Genomic DNA, 18,370 nt, shown 5'->3' with positions numbered 1-18,370 from the left:
ATCCGCTCCGTTGTCTGCTTTATACGTTTCTCTGAATCTCAAGAACCTTGTATTTCATGATTCCGGACGGCATCTCAACCTCAACGATATCGTTGGTGTGTGCACCGATCAGCGCTTTACCTACCGGAGACTCATTGGAGATCTTTCCCTCAAGGCTGTTAGCCTCTGTGGAACCTACGATCTTCAGCTCCATGTCTTCCTCAAACTCATAATCATGAACCTTAACCTTGCAGCCTACGCTGATTCTGTCAAGATCGACTTCGTCCTCTACTACAACCTCAGCGTTCTTGAGGATCTTCTCGATCTCCTCGATACGTGCCTCGATATCTCTCTGCTCATCCTTTGCTGCATCGTACTCAGCGTTCTCGGAAAGGTCTCCTTGCTCTCTGGCCTCTTTGATCTTTCCTGCTACTTCTTTTCTCTTAACAACTTTCAGATCGTGCAGCTCGTCTTCCAGTTTTCTAAGTCCTGCATATGTGAGTAAGTTCTTCTTTGCTTCTTCCATTTTGCCTTACTTCCTTTCAAAACCGCGCTGTTTTTTCTGAAAAAAATACAGCTTCGGATATTTCTGTTGCTACCATTCCCAAGAGCTCTTTTTTCTAAAAAAGGGCGTAAAAATCTCAGGATATTCACAATTCCTGTATTATACCGAAAAGCCCCAGTATTGTCAAGCATTCCACGTCGAAAAAGGGTCCCTGAAATATGTAAAAAAAGCCGCGCGAAATCCCAGATTTCAACACGGCTTTTCTGTATTATCCTGCCCGGTCTGATTCCTTATTTCTTCTCCGGAAAAAGGTCTTTATAACGATTAGTCACCATCTGTGTCTGATACTCAAAATCCTGCTTATGCTGATTGACCAGTGTAGAAAGGATGATCCCGGAAAACCAGCAGATGATAGCTGTCAGGATCACAAACCCGCTAACGATCAGTGTCGGGATCTTTTCCACTGTCCCAACCTCCAGAAAATGTACCAGCACCGGAATAAAGAAGGCCATTCCCACCACAAACAGCACTGCTGCGATAAGGGAGAAGAACTCCAGCGGCTTGTAATTCTTGAACATTTTCACAATAGTCTTCAGAACCTTAAATCCATCTGCATAAGTATTCAGCTTGGACTCACTTCCCTCCGGTCTGTCACGATATTCAATGACTACATTCTCAACCTGCATGTTCTTATCGATGGCGTGGATCGTCATCTCTGTCTCGATCTCAAAATTCCTGGAAAGTACCGGGAATGTTTTTACAAAGCGGTAACTCATGGCACGGTAACCTGTCATGATATCCTTGATGTTGCTTTTGAAAAGACGGTTAATGGAACCTCTTACGATGCTGTTTCCAAAGTTGTGGAAAGGTCTCTTGTTCTCTGTAAAATATGTAGAGGAAAGGCGATCACCAACTACCATGTCTGTGCCTTTCTCCAGAACCTTGCTGCACATTTCAGCTGCAAACTCTGCCGGATAAGTATCGTCACCATCTACCATAAGATAACACTGCGCATCGATATCCCGAAACATACTGCGGATCACGTTTCCTTTTCCCTGCTGATGCTCATAACGGACAACTGCCCCTTCTTTTCTGGCGATCTCGTCTGTTCCATCTGTAGAGTTATTATCATATACGTAGATCACAGCTTCCGGAAGTGCTTTTTTCATATCGCGGATAACCTTTGCTACCGTCTTGCTTTCGTTGTAGCAAGGAATTAAAACTGCTATTTTATCTGCCATTATTTTTCTCCTGTAAAACAAAAAACTTTCTGCGGATTCCCGCTAACTGACTGTAGCACGCGCCCCGTTCCTTGTCAATAGAACGTTTCGTTTTCTCCGACATACTTTTCTCTTTTATCGCTCCAGTACCATGTCTGTAAGCTTTTTCAGCTCTTCATAGCTTGAAATATTATTAGATTCTCTCCGGATTCCCGCACTGTGGCGCATACCGGCTGTATACCAGGCTACATGCTTCCGCATTTCACGGATTCCGGTATACTCACCCTTGATCGCGATCTGATCTTCGGCATGGCGCAGGATCATCTCGCATACTTCCTCTGCGGTTGGCCTGGGAAGCTTTTCCCCGGTGCGGAAATAGTGGTTCAGTTCCCGGAAGATCCACGGGTTCCCACGTACTGCACGACCGATCATCACAGCGTCACAGCCAGTTTCTTTAAACATGGCTTCTGCAGTTTCCGGAGAAACGATATCTCCGTTTCCTATCACCGGAATAGTCACCGCTTCCTTCACCCTGCGGATAGCATCCCAGTCCGCCTGACCGGAATAATACTGCTGTCTGGTCCTTCCATGCACAGCAATAGCTGCTGCGCCTGCATCCTCCGTCCGTTTTGCGATCTCCACCACATCCACCGGTGTGTTTTCATCAAATCCGATGCGTACTTTTACCGTTACCGGCTTGGAAACCGCCCCGGAAACGCTCCGTACGATCTCTTCGATCAGCTTCGGATTTTTCAGAAGCGCGGAGCCCTCGCCGTTATTTACCACCTTGGGAACCGGACATCCCATATTGATATCAAGAATGTCAAAAGGACGCTCCTCGATGCTTTTTGCCACCTCTGCCATAAGATCCGGCTCGCTGCCGAAAAGCTGCATGGACACCGGATGCTCCCCGGGATCGATCTCCATCAATGCCTCAGTATTCTTATTATGAAAAGAGATCGCCTTGGCACTGACCATCTCCATACAGATCAGGCCTGCCCCCTGCTCCTTGCAAAGTCTTCGAAATGCCAGATCCGTAACACCTGCCATCGGTGCAAGCACAAAGGGGTTCGGTATCTCCACATTTCTGATCTTCCACTGCATCTTCATGGATCAGTCCTCAACGGCATCTGCTTTTTTCTGCAGTTCCTCATCCGGGATATCTCCCAGGAAAAATACCTTGTAATACATTTCCAGAGATTCCAGAAGCTCTCTTTTGTCCCGCTGGAGCTCCTTGATCTTCAGTGCACTTCCGATCTCGTCAAAACGGGCATCTGCCTCCAGGGCCTCAGTCTTAAACTGCAGACTTCCATCCTCATCAAATTCCAGTGTCAGGATTCCTCCTACATCCTCTGTGAAAAGCACACACATGATCTGCAGCTCCTGCTTTACCGTCTCAGGAAGAGACGCAAAATCCTGGTTAAAATAATATTTCTGCTCATAAGAGCTTGCTCCGCAGAGCACAATGTTATCCTGATACATAAAATCTCCTTTATTTATAACTTGACACTCCCCACAGCTAAAGCAGGGAGATTCTTGTTTCTTCCACTACTGCAATAAAACATCACCGGAAAACCGCTGCCGGAAATTTTATCCGGTCTGTGCTGCATGTTTTACACATAGCTGTATAAACCACGTACAGAAACCTCTCCGGAATTTACTTCCTCGACTGTACCGTCTGCACGCTCTACCAGAAGCTCTCCGCCGGCATTGATCCCTCTTGCGATCCCCTCATATGGATCATTCTGATCCAGTACACGTACCGGCTGGTTCAGATTCGCCAGCATTTTCTCATAATCCGGCTTCAGGCCGCTGAGATCCTCTGTCTGTACAAATCTCTCATAATTTTCCTCAAAATGCTTCATCACAAGCCCGACTACCTGTGCCCTGTCAAAGGGATGTCCGCTTTCCAGATACAGAGAGGTGGCCTTGTCTGCCATTTCTTCCGGAAAGCTTTTCATATTTACGTTAATTCCCACTCCGATAACTGCACAGCCGATCTTATCCTGCTTCATGGTCATTTCGGTTAAGATACCGCAGATCTTTTTGCGGGAAACAACTACATCGTTAGGCCATTTGATCCCTACATCGAGTCCGATCTCTGCTACTGCCTGTGCAACTGAAAGTCCCATAACAAGTGTCAGCATCGGCGCCTTCTGCGGGGAAAATTTCGGGCAGATAAGGATACTCATAGTAATGGCACTGTCCGGCGGCGCACTCCATCGTCTTGTAAAACGTCCGCGTCCTGCGGACTGATATTCTGCCACAAACAGCTCTCCGTGTCCTGCGCCTTCTTCCCTCCAGGCACGTTTTCCCCAGAGGTTGGTGGAATCTGTTTCTCTTGCAAAATGGACGGTTTTGCCCGCCCATTTTGTATGTGTTGCCTGTGAAATTATTTCTTCATTAAATAAATCTGACATTATTTCTCCGGCTCTCCTAATGTTGCAACGATCACAGCCTTAATGGTGTGCATACGGTTCTCAGCTTCGTCGAATACCTTGGACTGCGGAGACTCGAATACCTCGTCTGTAACCTCCATATCTGTAAGGTTGAAACGCTCGCCCATCTCTTTTCCGATCTTTGTCTTAAGGTCATGAAATGCCGGCAGACAGTGAAGGAAGATCGCCTTTTCACCGGCGTTCTCCATTACATGTCTGGTAACCTTGTATGGTGTCAGGTCGTGGATACGCTCTGTCCATACTTCGTCAGGTTCGCCCATGGATACCCATACATCTGTGTAGATGATATCCGCATCTTTTGTTCCTGCCTCCACATCCTCTGTGAGAGTGATGGTGGAACCTGCCTCTTCTGCCCACTGCTGACACTGTGCTACAAGCTCATCATTCGGGAAATATTTCTTATTGGTGCAGGCTACGAAATCAAGACCAAGCTTGGAGCATACAACCATCAGGGAGTTACCCATGTTGTAACGGGCATCACCCATGTATACAAGCTTCAGACCTTTCAGTCTGCCGAAATGCTCACGTACTGTCAGCATATCTGCAAGCATCTGTGTCGGATGATACTCGTTTGTCAGACCATTCCATACCGGTACACCTGCATGCTTCGCAAGCTCCTCAACAATATCCTGACCGAAGCCACGGTACTCGATTCCCTCATACATTCTTCCGAGAACTCTTGCAGTATCTGCAATGCTCTCCTTCTTTCCGATCTGGGAGCCTGTGGGATCCAGATAGGTAGAACCCATTCCCAGATCATGAGCTGCCGCTTCGAAGGAACAGCGTGTTCTTGTGCTTGTTTTTTCAAAGATCAGAGCAATATTCTTGCCTCTGTAGTACTCATGAAGCTCTCCTACTTTTTTCTTGGCCTTCAGATCTGCTGCAAGGTCGATCATGTAAGTAATCTCTTCCGGTGTAAAGTCTTTCAATGTCAGGAAATTTCTTCCTTTAAGATTCATAATATGTCCTCCTCACGGCTGCAGATCTATTTCTGCTCTGCCGTTTTATCTGTCATGATTTCCTTCAGGGATGTTGCCAGCCCTGCGATGCCCTGTATCTCGGACGGAATGATGATCTTCGTTGCCTTGCCGTCAGCAACCTTTGTAAGAGCCTCCAGGCTCTTCAGCGTAAGAACAGATTCATCTGCTCCTGCTTCCTTGATCATACGAAGTCCTTCTGCAGTTGCCTGCTGTACCTTAAGAACTGCCTGTGCCTGTCCTTCAGCCTCTTTGATCATACGCTCCTTCTGAGCCTCAGCATGAAGGATCGCCGCCTGCTTCTCAGCCTCAGCATCCAGGATAGCGGACTGTTTTTTACCCTCTGCAACAAGGATTGTGGAACGTTTCTCTCCTTCTGCTTTCAGAATAGCTTCTCGTCTCTCACGCTCGGCCTTCATCTGTTTCTCCATGGCATCCTGAATGGCTGCCGGAGGAATGATGTTCTTAAGCTCCACACGGTTAACCTTGATTCCCCATGGATCTGTAGCCACATCAAGGGACGCACGCATCTTGGTATTGATAACCTCTCGGGATGTCAGTGTCTCATCCAGCTCCATATCACCGATGATGTTACGAAGTGTTGTAGCAGAAAGATTCTCGATAGCCATGATCGGATTCTCAACGCCATATGCGTAAAGCTTCGGATCTGTGATCTGGAAAAATACAACCGTATCGATCTGCATGGTTACATTATCTTTGGTAATTACCGGCTGCGGTGGAAAATCCACAACCTGTTCTTTCAGGTTTACTCTTCTTGCAACACGCTCAATGAACGGAACCTTGAAATGGATTCCTGTACTCCAGGTAGCCTTGTAAGCACCAAGACGTTCCAGTACCACTGCATAGGCCTGTGGTACAATGCGGATGCAGGATGCAAGCACCCACAGCACAAGAACAATGACTACAAGCAAAACAACAACTCCACCCATAATTTAGCCCTCCTTGCTAAGTTCTTTTACGATCAGCTTCACTCCGCGGATCTCTTCGATCTCAACCACTGCACCTGTTGGAATTTCTTCCCCGTCATCTACGGTCCGTGCAGTCCACTCGATGTCATTGATCCTCACCTGCCCGGTCTGGGCCAGGTTGTTGACCGTCTGTATCACTACGGCTCTTTTTCCCAGAAGACTCTCTGCATTGGTCTTTTCCACGCCCTTGTTCATGTAGCGGACCGCCAGAGGTCTGGTAAAGATCAGAAGCACCACGGAAACTCCGAAAAATAAAAGGAGCTGTACAACAATTCCCCCTCCAAGCCACGAGGCAATGCACGCCACAAATGCACCGCCTGCAAACCAGACAGTGGTAAGTCCTACCGTGATCGCTTCAATTACCAGTAAAATTGCCAGTATTCCAAGCCAGGCCAAAGGTGTCATAAAACCCCTCCTCTCTTATTCTCTTCTCTGTCTTGCAGCTTCGTACATCAGAATTCCTGATGCCATGGCAGCATTCAGCGATTCTACCTTTCCGCACATGGGAATGCGGATCAGACAGTCTGCTGCCTCCGCCGCCTGATCAGTCAGGCCCTTTCCCTCGTTTCCAATGAAAAATGCGGTACCGCCCTTATAGGATTCCTGATCATAGGAATTCTCGCCCTTCAGATGAGCTGCAAAACTGCGGATTTCCTTTTCTTTCAGCTTCTTCTCTAATGATACCACATCTTCCACATATAGAAAAGGCATTCTGTAAATGGAGCCCATGGTAGAACGGATCACCTTGGGATTTGTGATATCCACGCAGGTTTTTGTGAGGAAAACTCCGCTTACGCCGGCGCCCTCACCGGTCCTGAGAATGGTTCCCGCATTTCCCGGATCCTGAAGATCCTCCAAAACCATGACCAGAGGATTTTCTCCTGCCAGTACCTCCTCCTCGCTCCAGGAAGGCAGCTTCAGAACTGTCAGGATTCCCTGGGGAGTTTTGGTATCACACATCTGACGGAATACAGAATCCTTCACGATCTCACAGGGATATTTTTCTGCCTGAGACATCAGCTCTCCATCCCGGGAAACTGTCTCGGAGACAAACACCTGGGAAACCCAGCTTTCCGGTGCTTCCAGAAACATTTTCCGGCCCTCTGCCACAAAAAGTCCCTGCTCTCTTCTGGCTTTTGCCTTCTGGTTCAGCTGCATGACATTTTTTATTTTTGCATTTGATACACTGGTTATCATACTTTTATTTCTCTCCTTCCGGCAATCCGTATTCGGTTAACGTAATTCCTCACGACTTGCATTCAGATCTTTGTTTTTTCCGATGGCGATTATGGAACAGTTGTCCGGAAGCGGTTCGGAAGGATCCAGATCTACCGTGACATTTTCACCTTGCTTGATGCCAATGATATTAATGTGAAAACGCTCCCGTATATTCAGATCTACCAGATTTTTTCCGATCCAGGATACCGGCATGGAAAACTCCGCCATACTGAACTCCGCCGAAAGCTCAAACACATCCAGATACCCGCCGGACATAAGATTTCTGGCAACTCTCAGTCCCATGGACTGTTCCGGATAAATGATCTTATCTGCACCAATTTTGTCGAGTATACGTCCATGAAGAGAATTCATACTTTTTGCAACTACAAAGGGCACTCCCAGATCCTTAGCCTGCATGGTTGCGGAAATACTGGCTTCCAGATTTTCGGCAACTGCGATAATGGCTACATCCACATTCTGAACTCCCAGAGCCTTCAGGATTCCCGGTTCACGGACATCTGCTTTTACCGCATAGGTTACTTTTTCGGAAATCTCTTCGATATTTTCTTCTTTGTCATCAATGGCAAGGACATCACAGTCTGACTCTGCCAGCGTCACCGCCAGAGTCATTCCAAACTGTCCAAGCCCGATCACGGCAAAAGATTTATTTTTCATTCTATTCTCCTGTTTAACCGATCATGATATCTTCTTCACCGAGATGCGTGGTGCTTCCCGGCCTGTTGCGTACACGCATCACAACTGCTGTTCCAAGTGTCAGCGGTCCGATACGTCCCAGATACATGGTAAGGATCACGATCCACTTGCCTGCCACATTCAGCTGAGGTGTCAGTCCTCTGGAAAGTCCTACTGTAGCCCCCGCAGAAGTGATCTCATATAAAACATCTGCCAGATCCACTCCCGGCATTGCTGCGGACAGAAGCACCGTCATGGTAAAAAGGATCAGTACACTGGTTCCTGCAACAACCATGGCCGAACGGAGATAGCTCTCACGGATCCTGCGGCCGTATACCTCTACATCCTTTTTTCCCTGAAGATATGCTGCAATGGAAAGGATCAGAACCGCAATGGTAGTAGTCTTCACACCACCGGCAGTGCCCATGGGTGATCCTCCGATAAACATCCACAGCAGGGAAATGATCACTGTAGGTGTGGACAAAAGCGCCTGATCCATGGTATAAAAGCCCGCCGTACGTGTTGTCACTGACTGGAAAAAGGATGCCATGATCTTTGTTCCCAGTGGTGCCCCCTTCAGCGTGGCAGGGTTTCCGGATTCAAAAATAAATACCAGAAATGCCCCTGAAAATACCAGGATCCCGGTCATCGTAAGGACCAGCTTGCTCTGAAGCCGCAATACACGAAAAACTCTGGATGGAGAAAGATCTTTTCTCAGAACCTTGCGGAATTTATCCCACAGATCCCACCAGACGATAAATCCAAGACCTGACACAATGATCAGGCCAATCGTAGTGATATTGACCAGCGGATTGCTCACATATACCGAAAGGCTTGTTTCCCCGAAAAGATCGATCCCTGCGTTGCAGAATGCAGATACCGCCAGAAATATGGCATGCACCAGACCTTTTTTTATTCCAAATTCCGGTACAAAGCAAAACGCATACAGGACCGCACCGATTCCTTCTGCAAGAAACACGCATTTCACCACACTGCGGACTACAGCCACGACTCCACCCATTTCATCCAGGTTATAGGATTCCTTGATGATCCGCCGGTTTTTCAGGGAGATTTTCCGCCGGAGGCTGATAAATATCATATTTGCCAGTGCGATCAGTCCGATCCCGCCGATCTGTATCAGGCACAGGATAACCGCTTTTCCAATGGGGCTCCACTGGACTGCCATGACAACTGTGGAAAGTCCTGTCACACATACGCTGGTCGCCGCTGTAAAAACAGCATCCGGGAAGGTAACAGCCTGCCCGGGTGCGCTGCAGAACGGCAGCCATAAAATAAGTCCACCTACAAAAATCACCCCCGCAAAGCCGAGGGCAATTATTTGTGACGTATTCAGTTTATGCAATCCGTCTGAAACTTTTTTTAAGTTCATAAATATTTTTATTTTCTGTAATTATGAGAAAGAGAATTGCAGACCTCCCACATGTAGGAATCTACATTCTTCTGCATTGCAAGAGCCTCATTGATGTCGAAATCAACAAACTCACCATGACGGTATCCAACCACACGGCTGCGTTTTCCGGCAACAAGAAGATCTACTGCGAGAGCACCCATCATGGACGCATATACACGGTCCTTACATGTAGGGCTTCCACCACGCTGCATGTGACCAAGGATAGTTGCACGTGTCTCGATGCCTGTCGCAGCCTCGATACGTTTCGCCATAGCCTCTGAATGGCCGATGCCCTCAGCATTTACGATGATATGGTGTTTCTTGCCTTTCTTACGGCTCTCTACAATATTGTCAATAAGCTTCTGCTCGTCATAATCATATTTCTCCGGGATCAGGATGTCCTCAGCACCGTTTGCGATACCGCACCATACTGCAAGGTATCCGGCGTTACGTCCCATAACCTCGATGATACTGCATCTCTCATGGGATGTGGATGTATCACGTACCTTGTCAATAGCTTCCATAGCTGTATTTACAGCAGTATCAAAACCGATGGTGTACTCGGTACATGCGATATCAAGGTCAATAGTTCCCGGCAGGCCAATGGTGTTGATTCCAAGGTTCGCAAGCTTCTGCGCACCTGCGAAGGAACCGTCTCCACCGATAACAACAAGGCCGTCGATCCCATGCTTTCTGCAGATCTCTGCAGCCTGCTGCTGTCCTTCCTCTGTTCTCATCTCTGCACATCTGGCAGTATAAAGAATTGTTCCGCCTCGCTCAATCGTATCGGAAACGTCCTTTGCTGTCATATCTCTGATCTCTTCATTTAAGAGACCGCTGTATCCTTTATAGATTCCCTTTACGTTCAGTCCGCTGCTTAATCCTCTTCTGACAACAGCACGGATTGCAGCATTCATTCCAGGTGCGTCACCGCCACTGGTCAAAACGCCGATCGTTTTGATTTTGTTCTCTGCCATATTGTTATCCTCCATCTTATGAAACAACCTATTGTAATACACATATTCGGGTATAGTTTATAGCATTTTTATAAGTTTTTCAATACTCTCTCCACAATTTTAACATTGGAACTTCCATATTTTTCACACATGCGTTCCAGCCAGGAGTCCTCGATATGGACCTGATAAGCAGGGGGAAGTTTCTTCATTGCCTTGACATCTTTGAGATAAATAACCACCGTGCTGTTTCCTCTGGATTCCATCAGATCGTCTACCAGACCGGTTTCGGCTTTTGCGTACTCTTCCCGGCTTTCAAACTGGAGCCACAGTTCTCTTGGCATATCATCAAAAAGACGGACCTTTTCCAGGATCAGCTTACTGGCTTTGTCGTCTTCTGCGGATACTCTTCCCTGAATAAAGAGCCGGGCATCTTCATTCAGGAACATCTGGCATTTTTCGTAATCACGTGGAAATACCACAACCTCCACGGTGCCTACCAGATCCTCCACTGTAAGAAACGCCATTACCTTATTATTCTTTGTATATTTTATGGTTTTATCCGTGATCATTCCGCCCACGATCACTTTCTGATTATCGTAAACCTCCGGTATCCCTGTTTCATCATCCGGCTGAAAATCAGAAGTTTTTGCAGAGATCATTTTTTCCATCATATTCCGGTAACGCTCCAGCGGATGACCGCTGAGATAGATGCCGAGAACTTCCTTCTCAAAGGTCAGTATCGTCTCCTTCGGATATTCTGCTGCCTGCGGCATACGGATCTCAAATTCGTTTTTATCTTCTTCAGGCGCAATATCAAAAAGGCTCAGCTGTCCCGCCATGGTATGCTTCTTATCCTGGTTGATACTGTCTATGATCTGCGTATAAACCGTCATTTTCTGATTCCGGTTTCCCTCCAGGCAATCCAGCGCTCCGGCCTTGATCAGATTTTCCACAACCCTCTTGTTGATCTGGTCGATATTTCGCTCAATAAATGTTTTCAGGGAGGTATATTCTCCGTGCTCCTCACGCTCCCTCACGATCCCCTCGATTACCGGACGGCCGATACTCTTGATGGCAGAAAGTGCATAACGAATGGCACCATTGTCAACAGAAAAGCCATAAAAACCATGATTGATATCCGGCGGAAGGATCCGGATCCCCATCTGGCGGCATACAGAAATATACTCGGCAACCTTGTTTGGCATTTCCACAACGGATGTCATCAGTGCAGCCATAAACTCTACCGGATAGTAATATTTGAGATATGCCGTCTGGTAGGAGACCACCGCATAAGCGGCAGCATGAGACTTATTGAAGGCATACTTTGCAAAATCTGTCATCTCATCGTAGATCTTGTTTGCGATCTCCTCGGAAATACCATTGGCGATACATCCCGGTACTCCCTCCTCGGCATTTCCGTAAACGAAATTCTGGCGTTCTTTTGCCATAACAGAAGCTTTTTTCTTGGACATGGCACGGCGTACCAGGTCACTTCGTCCAAGGGTATAGCCTGCAAGCTCACGGACTATCTGCATAACCTGCTCCTGGTATACGATACAGCCATAGGTCGGCTTCAGGATCGGCTCCATCTGCGGACAATCATAACGGATGGTATCCGGACGGTTTTTTCCGCGGATGTACTGCGGAATGAAATCCATGGGGCCCGGACGGTAAAGCGAAATTCCCGCGATCACGTCCTCAAGACTTTGCGGCTTCAGCTCCTTCATGAAGCTTTTCATTCCGGCGCTCTCCAGCTGGAACACGCCGTCAGTACGTCCTGTTCCGAGGGAATCCAGTACCTTTTTATCGTTGTAGTCGATCTTTTGCATATCCAGAAGCATACCGGTACTTTTTTCCACCATTTTCACAGCATTCTGAATAACCGTCAGGGTACGGAGGCCCAGGAAATCCATTTTCAGAAGTCCCAGCTCTTCCAGTGTTGTCATGGTAAACTGCGTGACAATGGAACCATCCTGTGCTCTGGAAAGGGGTACGTATTCCGATACATCCTTCTGGCTGATCACAACACCTGCCGCATGCATGGAGGTATGCCTCGGAAGCCCCTCCAGACGTTTTGCCAGATCGATCAGACGATGGATATCGTCCTGTTCCTCGTAGGCCTTGCGAAGCTCCGGATTCATTCCCAGTGCCTTGTCAATGGTGATATTCAGCTCCTGTGGGATCATCTTGGCGATGGTATCCACCTGGGCATAAGGCATATCCAGAACACGGCCCACATCACGGATGACACCGCGGGCTGCCAGCGTACCGAAGGTAACGATCTGAACCACGCAGTCATCACCATATTTTCTTCTTACATAATCAATAACTTCCTGTCTCCGTTCGAAGCAGAAATCCACATCGATATCCGGCATGGATACTCGCTCCGGATTCAGGAAACGTTCAAAGAGCAGATCATAGCGGATCGGGTCCAGCTGGGTGATCCCAAGTGTATAGGCGACCAGGCTTCCTGCGGCAGAACCTCGTCCCGGACCAACCATGATATCGTTGTCCCTGGCATATTTGATAAAATCCCATACGATGAGAAAGTAATCTACATATCCCATATTTTTGATAGTAGACAGCTCATAATCCAGGCGCTTTTTCAGCTCCTCTGTTACCGGATGATAACGCTGCTCAAGTCCCTCATAGCAAAGCTTGTTCAGATATTCCCATGAGGTAAGTCCGTCCGGCACATCATATTTCGGCAGCTTGGTCACACCAAATTCAATCTCCACATGACATCTCTCCGCGATCTTATGCGTGTTTTCCAGCGCTTCCAGCGCATATGGAAAAAGCCTCGCCATCTCTTCCGGCGATTTCACATAATACTGGCCGCCCTCATAGCGCATTCTGTTCTCATCGCTGAGCTTTTTCTGAGTCTGCAGACAAAGAAGAACATCATGTGGTTCCGCATCCTCTGCCATAGTGTAATGCACATCATTGGTGGCAACCAGATCGATCCCCGTCTCTCTGTGCATACGGAGAAGCTGCTGATTTACTGTCTGCTGCTCCGGAATCCCATGATCCTGAAGCTCCAGAAAGAAATTTCCTTTTCCGAAAATATCCTGATAACGTAATGCCACGATCTTGGCATCCTCATACATTCCACGTGCAAGATATCTGGCGACCTCTCCTGCCAGGCAGGCACTTAAGGCAATGATACCCTCGTGATATTTTTCCAGAAGCTCCAGATCCACACGTGGCTTGTAATAAAACCCTTCCACAAATGCCTTGGATACAATTTTCATCAGGTTGCTGTATCCCTGATTATTCTCAGCCAGCAGGACCAGATGATAATAACGGTCATCCCCACTTCCCACTTCTCTGTCAAAACGGGAGCCCGGAGCCACATAAACCTCACATCCGAGGATCGGATTGATCCCGGCTTCTCTTGCAGCCCTGTAAAAATCAATGACACCATACATAACGCCATGATCGGTGATCGCCGCACTGTCCATACCCAGCTCTTTTACTCTGGCTACATATTCTTTGATCTTATTGGAGCCATCCAGAAGGCTGTATTCTGTATGGACATGTAAATGTGTAAACCCCAAATTTATTCTCCTTATCGTAAAAAACAGGGCTCCGGATCCTCCCCGCTCTGCACTTTTCTCTGAACGTGCCGGAGCGTGTCTGATCCGGAGCCGGTCAACACCTTGTTATTTTTTAATGTAGATCCTCTTGTCACGGATCTCTACTTTTCCTTCCTTCATCAGATGACCGACTGCACGCTTGAATGCGTTCTTACTGAGGCCAAACTCTCTCTTGATGACTTCCGGTGAAGCATGATCATCAAATGGCAGCACCCCTGCAAATTCCTCGATCACGCTGAATACGCTCTCTGCATCCTCATTGATCTGGATGTAAGCCTTCTGGCGGTCACTGACATTCATCTTGCCATCCTCTTTCACCTCTGTGACACGAAGATCAAGAATAGCTCCCGGTCTGTACTTGCCTGTTGCCTCCCGTGCCGGGATCAGAGCGGAATATTTATCATCTACCGCAACAAAAACGCCGAAATTCCCGCTGATCTCATAGACACGCCCCTTTACCGAATCTCCCGGTACATAAGGAGTTCTGGTGGAAAGATAATGATACACCTTCATGGTTGCACAGAGTCTGCTGCTCTTATCTACATAAAGAGCTACCAGACACTCCTCGCCTTCACGGACCCGGTTGGTCTGCTCATGATACGGAAGAAGAAGATCCTTCTCCAGTCCCCAGTCAAGAAAAGCACCGATCCTGGTGACCTGTTTTACCTTAAGGACTGCTGTCTGTCCCACCTGAAGCATCGGCTCACGGGTCGTTGCGATCAGTCTGTCCTGGGAATCCTTATAGATGAATACTTCGATCTCATCACCTGCTTTGGTTCCTTCCGGTACCTGTTTGGACGGAAGAAGCACCCTCTCATTCTGAGGTGCGTTTCGGTCCTCTCCAAGATATATTCCGAAATCCACGGTTTTTACAACCAGTAATTTCTGTTTTTTACCTAATTCTATCATTCTTACTCCTGTTCCTTAAAACTATATATGATCATTTACTATTTGCTGTCTGTCCTGCATTATAACATAAGAGAATTATTATAGAAAGCACAAAAAAGGCAGCTTCGGAAATTTCTTTCCGTCACTGCCTTTTATTTGCCATTCATGGGGAAATCTGCCCCCACATTGGGTTAGTCTGTTATTCTGTTGGTTTCTCAATCGGCATCGGGTTCATCTTTTTAATGACAAAAAGTACGATCAGCATCAGCACGATTCCCACCGGAAGAGCGATCCATGCTGTTTTTACAAAACCTGCAACAATATAAGTTACAAAGGATACTGCCGCAGCCAGGATCGCATACGGAAGCTGTGTGGAAACGTGAGTCACATGATCACACTGTGCTCCTGCGGAAGCCATGATCGTTGTATCGGAGATCGGTGAGCAGTGGTCTCCGCAAACTGCACCTGCCATGCAGGCAGACATGGAAATGATCATCATCTCAGGACTGGATTTCTCAAATACCGCAACAACGATCGGGATCAGGATACCAAAGGTTCCCCAGGAAGTACCTGTAGCAAATGCAAGTCCACATCCAACCAGGAAAATAATGGCTGGAAGGATAACTTCAATACCACCGGCAACAGAACGCATTGCTTCTTCTACGAATACCGCTGCACCAAGTGAGTCTGTCATAGCCTTCAGTGTCCATGCAAAGGTCAGGATCATGATCGCCGGTACCATAGCCTTGAAGCCTTCCGGGATGCATCCCATACAGTCTCTGAAATTGACCACACGGCGGATCATATAGAAAATAATGGCAAATACCAGACCAAAAGCACTTCCCATTGCAAGGCCTGTAGAGGCATCACTCTGTGAAAATGCGGTAACAAAATCTGTTCCGCTGAAAAATCCTCCTGTGTAGATCATACTGATGACACAGCAGATAACAAGCACAACGATCGGGATCACAAGATCGATCACCTTTCCTCTCGGATTCGGTGTCGCATCATCCGTTGCATTCTCATACGGTCTTGCAGATGTTGTATAAAGATCTCCGTTCAGAGCATTGATCTCATGTGTTTTCATGGCACCAAACTCGGTTTTCATCAGTACCATGCCAACCATCATTACAATAGTAAGGATCGCGTAAAAGTTATACGGGATGGTTCTTACAAAAATCGCAAGTCCATCCTGTCCCTCTACAAATCCGCTGACTGCGGCAGCCCAGGATGAGATTGGTGCGATGATACATACCGGAGCGGCTGTCGCATCGATCAGGTATGCAAATTTTGCTCTGGATACATGATGTCTGTCTGTTACCGGACGCATAACACTTCCTACTGTCAGACAGTTAAAATAATCGTCAATGAAGATCAGAATTCCAAGGATGATCGATGCAAGCTCTGCACCCACACGTGTATGGATCTTTTTGCTGGCCCATCGTCCGAATGCGGCAGAGCCGCCGGCCTTGTTCATCATACATACCACAGATCCCAGGATAACAAGGAAGATCAGGATTCCTACGTTATAGCTGTCAGAAAGAACCTTGATGATTCCTCCCTCAAAAATCTGTGTTACCGTTCCTTCAAATTTAAATCCGGAATAGATCAGTGCTCCTACTACAATTCCCACAAACAGAGAACTGTATACTTCTTTCGTGATCAGCGCAAGGATGATCGCTACAAGAGGTGGAAGCAGTGCCCAGATCGTTGCATACAGAGCAGGCTGGTAAGTCTCCTCCGCATCCGCAGCCAGCACAGTCAAAGGACTTGCCAGTGCGCCCATGAATATCATTGCCATAACAGACAATGCTGTTCCTGCTTTTTTACTCATTTTTCTCCTCCCTTTTTCGGGGACAAAAAAACGGAGGCTGTCTCTTCTTAAGAACACCTCCGGTTAAATAATCCTTATTTAACTTATAGCCTGTCAGAAAATCTCCATTCAGCATATTAAATGCAGATTTCCCGAAGTGCTACCGATAGCGCTCCACATCCGTGACAGTACAACGCATATTCTACGTTATCCCAGCACCCTGTCATCTGGCCTTCCAGAGCACTTCGGCAGATTTTCCTTTCTTTATGAACAGCCTGCCAGGGCCTTGCATCCATAAATACTGATAAAATCCGCGCCTCTATCTTCTTATCCGTGACCGTTTGCCCTCCACAGGGCTTCCCGGCCGTCTTTTTTTCTTTATACTGTAGCAGTTTCCGACATAAATATCAAGTAGTTTACACAGATTCCTGCCAGTCAGACCAATATTGTGCTACTTTTCACTCCGTTCTCAGCGGAATATTACCAGTGAACTATAATCCAATATTGCCTTATTTACTGCTCGTTCAGAAGCCACTTCACATCCACTCCCAGTACCTTGGCAAACACCCGCAGTTCATAATCTGCTACAAAACGTTCTCCTCCTTCGATCCGGCTGATACTGTCACGCTCCAGCATCACTCCTTCCACCTGCATTTTTGCGGCCAACGCAGATTGCGACATCCGTTTCATATTCCTCATCTGGCGTATTTTTTCTCCGGAAACATTCTTTTTTCCTTGATAAGCGTATATTTTCATCCTGCCACCTATTTTAATAAATGTGTTAATGTTCTGCATTTTTCTTGACATTAGCACATATTTCGGCGGCATCTGTGTTAAAGGTCAGCAAATCTGACATTTTCTGCATTTTTCGACAAAAAATGCCGCGGTACTGTTCCGCGGCATTTCCACTCAGGCGGATATTGACGACCCACCATCGGGTCAAACTGTTTTTTCTTCTGATCAGTCTTCCAGGTCTACCTGACCATAATACGCATTTGCACCATGTTTTCTGTAGTAATGCTTATCCTGAAGCTCCTGCGGTGCCGGTTTTACATCCGGATTGATCAGCTCGCAGCGAGATGCCATCTTGGCAACCTCCTCAAGAACAACTGCGTTATGAACTGCCTCATGAGCATCCTTACCCCAGGTAAAAGGTCCGTGGTTCTTGCACAGCACGGCCGGCACTGCTTCATAATCTTTGTTTTTAAAATAATCAGCAATAAGAACTCCTGTGTTCTTCTCATATGCCTCTTCGATCTCTCTTTTGGTCAGATTACGCACACATGGTACTTCTCCGTAAATGTAATCTGCATGTGTGGTTCCATAACACGGGATCGATCTGCCTGCCTGTGCCCAGCTTGTTGCCCAGGATGAGTGGGTATGTACGATACCGCCGATATTCGGAAATGCTCTGTAAAGAACTGCATGTGTCGGTGTATCAGAGGATGGATTGTATCTTCCTTCTACTTTATTTCCATCAATATCTACCACTACCATGTCTTCCGGTGTCAGCTTGTCATAATCCACACCACTTGGCTTGATCACAAAAAGTCCCTGCTCCCTGTCGATCCCGCTGACATTTCCCCATGTAAAGGTAACAAGACCATATTTTGGCAGATCCATATTTGCTCTGTAAACTTCTTCTTTTAATTTTTCAAGCATAGCG

The 18,370-nt window shown here is 47.2% G+C and carries 17 protein-coding genes and 1 riboswitch; all 17 genes read right to left on the bottom strand.

Annotation, left to right across the window (positions count from 1 at the left end; genetic code table 11):
* Nucleotides 1-19 precede the first annotated feature (19 nt).
* Nucleotides 20-505: a transcription elongation factor GreA gene (greA, locus tag MUB50_RS12765; protein WP_015526720.1), complete on the bottom strand. Its 486-nt coding sequence runs from the start codon at nt 503-505 to the stop codon at nt 20-22.
* 269 nt (nt 506-774) lie between these two features.
* Nucleotides 775-1,725, bottom strand: a complete 951-nt coding sequence (locus tag MUB50_RS12760) for a glycosyltransferase family 2 protein (protein WP_118515144.1) — start codon at nt 1,723-1,725, stop codon at nt 775-777.
* A 114-nt stretch (nt 1,726-1,839) separates the two neighbouring features.
* Complete coding sequence (gene dusB, locus MUB50_RS12755) at nt 1,840-2,808, bottom strand: tRNA dihydrouridine synthase DusB (protein WP_442863188.1); 969 nt, start codon at nt 2,806-2,808, stop codon at nt 1,840-1,842.
* Nucleotides 2,809-2,817: 9 nt separating this feature from the next.
* Nucleotides 2,818-3,186 carry a DUF6145 family protein gene (locus MUB50_RS12750; RefSeq protein WP_118515146.1) on the bottom strand — a complete coding sequence of 123 codons (369 nt, stop codon included), beginning with the start codon at nt 3,184-3,186 and terminating at the stop codon, nt 2,818-2,820.
* A gap of 131 nt (nt 3,187-3,317) precedes the next feature.
* Nucleotides 3,318-4,124 (bottom strand): biotin--[acetyl-CoA-carboxylase] ligase, encoded by an 807-nt coding sequence (locus MUB50_RS12745; protein ID WP_118626597.1) that lies wholly within the window; start codon nt 4,122-4,124, stop codon nt 3,318-3,320.
* The gene (gene argF / locus MUB50_RS12740; protein WP_244791274.1) at nt 4,124-5,122 is read right to left on the bottom strand and encodes an ornithine carbamoyltransferase; all 999 of its coding nucleotides are present in this window, start codon (nt 5,120-5,122) and stop codon (nt 4,124-4,126) included. The genes MUB50_RS12745 and argF overlap by 1 nt, the downstream gene beginning before the upstream one ends.
* Before the next feature lie 26 nt (nt 5,123-5,148).
* Nucleotides 5,149-6,090, bottom strand: a complete 942-nt coding sequence (locus tag MUB50_RS12735) for an SPFH domain-containing protein (protein WP_118515152.1) — start codon at nt 6,088-6,090, stop codon at nt 5,149-5,151.
* A 3-nt stretch (nt 6,091-6,093) separates the two neighbouring features.
* The gene (locus MUB50_RS12730; protein WP_244791272.1) at nt 6,094-6,534 is read right to left on the bottom strand and encodes an NfeD family protein; all 441 of its coding nucleotides are present in this window, start codon (nt 6,532-6,534) and stop codon (nt 6,094-6,096) included.
* 15 nt (nt 6,535-6,549) lie between these two features.
* Nucleotides 6,550-7,326: a TrmH family RNA methyltransferase gene (locus MUB50_RS12725; protein WP_244791270.1), complete on the bottom strand. Its 777-nt coding sequence runs from the start codon at nt 7,324-7,326 to the stop codon at nt 6,550-6,552.
* 36 nt (nt 7,327-7,362) lie between these two features.
* Nucleotides 7,363-8,022, bottom strand: a complete 660-nt coding sequence (locus tag MUB50_RS12720; protein ID WP_118515158.1) for a potassium channel family protein — start codon at nt 8,020-8,022, stop codon at nt 7,363-7,365.
* 13 nt (nt 8,023-8,035) lie between these two features.
* Complete coding sequence (locus MUB50_RS12715) at nt 8,036-9,430, bottom strand: TrkH family potassium uptake protein (protein ID WP_244791268.1); 1,395 nt, start codon at nt 9,428-9,430, stop codon at nt 8,036-8,038.
* An 8-nt stretch (nt 9,431-9,438) separates the two neighbouring features.
* Nucleotides 9,439-10,428, bottom strand: coding sequence for a 6-phosphofructokinase (gene pfkA / locus MUB50_RS12710; RefSeq protein WP_059086454.1), 990 nt, complete (start codon nt 10,426-10,428; stop codon nt 9,439-9,441).
* Between the two features lie 68 nt (nt 10,429-10,496).
* On the bottom strand, nt 10,497-13,964 hold the full coding sequence (locus MUB50_RS12705) for a DNA polymerase III subunit alpha (RefSeq protein WP_118626591.1): 3,468 nt from the start codon (nt 13,962-13,964) through the stop codon (nt 10,497-10,499).
* A gap of 105 nt (nt 13,965-14,069) precedes the next feature.
* Nucleotides 14,070-14,912, bottom strand: a complete 843-nt coding sequence (locus MUB50_RS12700) for a CvfB family protein (protein ID WP_021652585.1) — start codon at nt 14,910-14,912, stop codon at nt 14,070-14,072.
* 178 nt (nt 14,913-15,090) lie between these two features.
* Complete coding sequence (locus MUB50_RS12695; protein ID WP_420314646.1) at nt 15,091-16,677, bottom strand: Na+/H+ antiporter NhaC family protein; 1,587 nt, start codon at nt 16,675-16,677, stop codon at nt 15,091-15,093.
* A 186-nt stretch (nt 16,678-16,863) separates the two neighbouring features.
* A riboswitch (Lysine riboswitch) is annotated at nt 16,864-17,034 on the bottom strand.
* A 183-nt stretch (nt 17,035-17,217) separates the two neighbouring features.
* Nucleotides 17,218-17,460: a helix-turn-helix domain-containing protein gene (locus MUB50_RS12690; RefSeq protein WP_118515166.1), complete on the bottom strand. Its 243-nt coding sequence runs from the start codon at nt 17,458-17,460 to the stop codon at nt 17,218-17,220.
* Between the two features lie 204 nt (nt 17,461-17,664).
* Nucleotides 17,665-18,366 (bottom strand): L-ribulose-5-phosphate 4-epimerase, encoded by a 702-nt coding sequence (araD, locus tag MUB50_RS12685; protein ID WP_118515168.1) that lies wholly within the window; start codon nt 18,364-18,366, stop codon nt 17,665-17,667.
* Between the last annotated feature and the right edge of the window lie 4 nt (nt 18,367-18,370).

Origin of the sequence: Blautia sp. NSJ-140 (assembly GCF_022868965.1) — a bacterium.
Classification (GTDB): Bacteria; Bacillota; Clostridia; order Lachnospirales; family Lachnospiraceae; genus Blautia_A.
Note: the sequence above shows the minus strand (reverse complement) of the source record. Positions and strands in the feature narration are given on the sequence as shown.

Coding starts and splice junctions, on each gene's coding strand:
- greA (WP_015526720.1), bottom strand. CDS start 505: ATGGAAGAAGCAAAGAAGAACTTACTCACATATGCAGGACTTAGAAAA.
- MUB50_RS12760 (WP_118515144.1), bottom strand. CDS start 1,725: ATGGCAGATAAAATAGCAGTTTTAATTCCTTGCTACAACGAAAGCAAG.
- dusB (WP_442863188.1), bottom strand. CDS start 2,808: ATGCAGTGGAAGATCAGAAATGTGGAGATACCGAACCCCTTTGTGCTT.
- MUB50_RS12750 (WP_118515146.1), bottom strand. CDS start 3,186: ATGTATCAGGATAACATTGTGCTCTGCGGAGCAAGCTCTTATGAGCAG.
- MUB50_RS12745 (WP_118626597.1), bottom strand. CDS start 4,124: ATGTCAGATTTATTTAATGAAGAAATAATTTCACAGGCAACACATACA.
- argF (WP_244791274.1), bottom strand. CDS start 5,122: ATGAATCTTAAAGGAAGAAATTTCCTGACATTGAAAGACTTTACACCG.
- MUB50_RS12735 (WP_118515152.1), bottom strand. CDS start 6,090: ATGGGTGGAGTTGTTGTTTTGCTTGTAGTCATTGTTCTTGTGCTGTGG.
- MUB50_RS12730 (WP_244791272.1), bottom strand. CDS start 6,534: ATGACACCTTTGGCCTGGCTTGGAATACTGGCAATTTTACTGGTAATT.
- MUB50_RS12725 (WP_244791270.1), bottom strand. CDS start 7,326: ATGATAACCAGTGTATCAAATGCAAAAATAAAAAATGTCATGCAGCTG.
- MUB50_RS12720 (WP_118515158.1), bottom strand. CDS start 8,022: ATGAAAAATAAATCTTTTGCCGTGATCGGGCTTGGACAGTTTGGAATG.
- MUB50_RS12715 (WP_244791268.1), bottom strand. CDS start 9,430: ATGAACTTAAAAAAAGTTTCAGACGGATTGCATAAACTGAATACGTCA.
- pfkA (WP_059086454.1), bottom strand. CDS start 10,428: ATGGCAGAGAACAAAATCAAAACGATCGGCGTTTTGACCAGTGGCGGT.
- MUB50_RS12700 (WP_021652585.1), bottom strand. CDS start 14,912: ATGATAGAATTAGGTAAAAAACAGAAATTACTGGTTGTAAAAACCGTG.
- MUB50_RS12695 (WP_420314646.1), bottom strand. CDS start 16,677: ATGGGCGCACTGGCAAGTCCTTTGACTGTGCTGGCTGCGGATGCGGAG.
- MUB50_RS12690 (WP_118515166.1), bottom strand. CDS start 17,460: ATGAAAATATACGCTTATCAAGGAAAAAAGAATGTTTCCGGAGAAAAA.
- araD (WP_118515168.1), bottom strand. CDS start 18,366: ATGCTTGAAAAATTAAAAGAAGAAGTTTACAGAGCAAATATGGATCTG.